We start from the raw sequence: 2154 nt of genomic DNA on the forward strand, positions 1-2154 counted from the left end.
AAGGATGACTTGTTCTATTTTTAAGCTTTTTTCCTGACATTAGGTGCTCCTACTTATTGTCTTATAGTTATACGACTGATTTAATAAACTCACAAGATAGGGGGAACCTTGATAAGAGAGTGAGTCGTTTATAAGGCAATCTTTGCATTTTAGGTTCTTGTGAATTGGCTTAACTGTGATAAGTAATTGTATGGAGATGATTCTTTTTTCATCCGTAGAAAAAATAAATGATTTACTAGCTTCATGCAATTCATAAGAAATAATAGTCCTTTTATTGGAATTAATATGAACAAGAAATATATTTTTAATTCATATATAAAGTATAATTAAATACCAGCATTAAAATGATATCCTGCTTAAAAATGACGCCATTTGAAACTGATCATATTAGTGCCACCATTGCTCTTGGTAGCTCCGAGTGTAAATCAGCTCTTATTTTTTTGCGACAAAGCCACTCGAACCATCAAAACTCAGTGTAATCATATTTATGCTTTTATTATTGCTTACTGCAAGCTCAAGCTGTTGAAGTTAAAAACTCAATTAAATCACTTTGCCATTCAGTACAAACTCATTCTTAGAGCAAATCAAATGGCTTGGCAGGGGCTTAAAAATATGGCCGCTTAAACCGAACGTGCGTAACATGAGTTAATAAAAGGTTCGCCTACACCAAGATATTGGCATATTTCAATAATTATGTTTTCATCATCCTGTTGTTCGCCTTCACCAAAATATTTTTCATTGAAGCCAAGACGCATTTCCTGCATTTTACGATTTGAAAATGGTGAATAGGAATAGTTAAGATTTTTTATTGTCTATTGTAATCAGCGGCAAAATAATATCTTTTTGTTCTTGAATGAATACTAGCAGATCAACTATAGTTCCCTGATCTATCTTTTGTTTGCTGCATTCGAAGATAATAGCCAATTTAAATAAAGAGAATTGCTTTGGGTCAGAGGGTAAAAAGAAATCAACCCATTCGAGTATAGAATAGTGAGCTAAGTTTACGTGGTCTTTCATTACTTTGGGTCGATGATATAGTGCATGATGAATATCAGCGCTATTGATCCCATATGAAATCCATCTTTCAGGGAATAAATGTGTATCGAGTATTAATACTCCTATTTCAGGGGAAAAATACCCTTTTTTAGACTGTATTGATGACCGGCTATGGCGCCAATGAGTAGCATCATGCTAGGATTTTGGCTGTCTTTAAAAGGTAGGTTAGTATAACTATAATCGATTACATCCCATAAGCCTGATGACCATTTTTTACCTGTATACGCTCTGACAGTATCAACGAAATTAAACAGCGGTTGGTGTAATTCTTTTGGCGAAGAGGAGGCAGCATAAGTGTGCCACATATCATGATAGCCAATTAAAGTTGTTGTTCGTGATGGTTCTTTATGGAAAAACCTTGGATTGTCGCATTTAGTACCTTTGGGATGTGGGTAATACGTACTCATAACTCGAGCTTTGTTACGCATAGACTGTTCAATATCGTTAATACTTACCGAACCAAGCTGAGGTTTGAGTTGGAAAAAATTTTCACCATAATTTGCTTCCATCAGTAATTCATAGGCACCCGTCGAAAGTGCTGTATATGCTTTATCCCCAATATTACCAAAGAGAAGAACGCCGTTACCGGCATCAAAAGCTTCAGTTACGTCATCAGAGCTAAAGCGAGAGGCCGGGACTTTAATTAAAACTCGCTCGCTAAAAGGAAGAGCCTTTAATCTCTCGCAAAATAGTTGAATATTTTCTCTTGGGAACTTTGATATTAGGTGTGTAAAGAGATGTTCCCATGAGTCGTCAGTTATATTACCATTCTCATCTAACAAAGGATAAATTTTTATTAGATTAGAATTATACCGTTTCTTTAGTTCCATCCATTGTGAGAGCGTTGCGTATTGCGAGCTTGTTATTTTTCCTTCTAGACAGGCACCCAATGCAATATAGAGAACTGAATGATCTTCAAAAATAGAATTATCAAACCAATTCAAGGATTGAATGGCTTCACAAAATAGTTGATGTTTATCCTCATCTGGATTGATATACACATTCTTTGCTCTACATATTAATGAGTCAAAATCAGAATTACCTGTTGGAGTAACTACATTAATCAGTGACAACTTCCCAAAATAACTTGAACCTACT

The 2154-nt window shown here is 35.1% G+C and carries 2 protein-coding genes and 1 pseudogene; 1 reads left to right on the forward strand and 2 read right to left on the reverse strand.

The genetic code is table 11. The annotated features are described in order from the left end of the window. Positions 1–450: 450 nt before the first annotated feature. Positions 451–624, forward strand: a pseudogene (locus BN58_RS38275) (IS701 family transposase); the annotation flags it as partial. Here BN58_RS38275 and BN58_RS34955 read toward each other — a convergent pair. After that, the gene (locus BN58_RS34955) at positions 621–764 is read right to left on the reverse strand and encodes a hypothetical protein (RefSeq protein WP_232220718.1); all 144 of its coding nucleotides are present in this window, start codon (positions 762–764) and stop codon (positions 621–623) included. The pseudogene BN58_RS38275 and the gene BN58_RS34955 overlap by 4 nt on opposite strands. 354 nt (positions 765–1118) lie before the next feature. Beyond that, positions 1119–2154 (reverse strand): hypothetical protein (locus BN58_RS32010; RefSeq protein WP_198009949.1); only part of this gene is annotated, 1036 nt, incomplete at its 5' end.

The organism is Legionella tunisiensis, assembly GCF_000308315.1.
GTDB classification, from domain to species: domain Bacteria; phylum Pseudomonadota; class Gammaproteobacteria; order Legionellales; family Legionellaceae; genus Tatlockia; species Tatlockia tunisiensis.

What these genes read in the sequence shown, in the direction of transcription:
- BN58_RS34955 (WP_232220718.1), bottom strand. Translation starts at nt 764, where the DNA reads ATGCAGGAAATGCGTCTTGGCTTCAATGAAAAATATTTTGGTGAAGGC.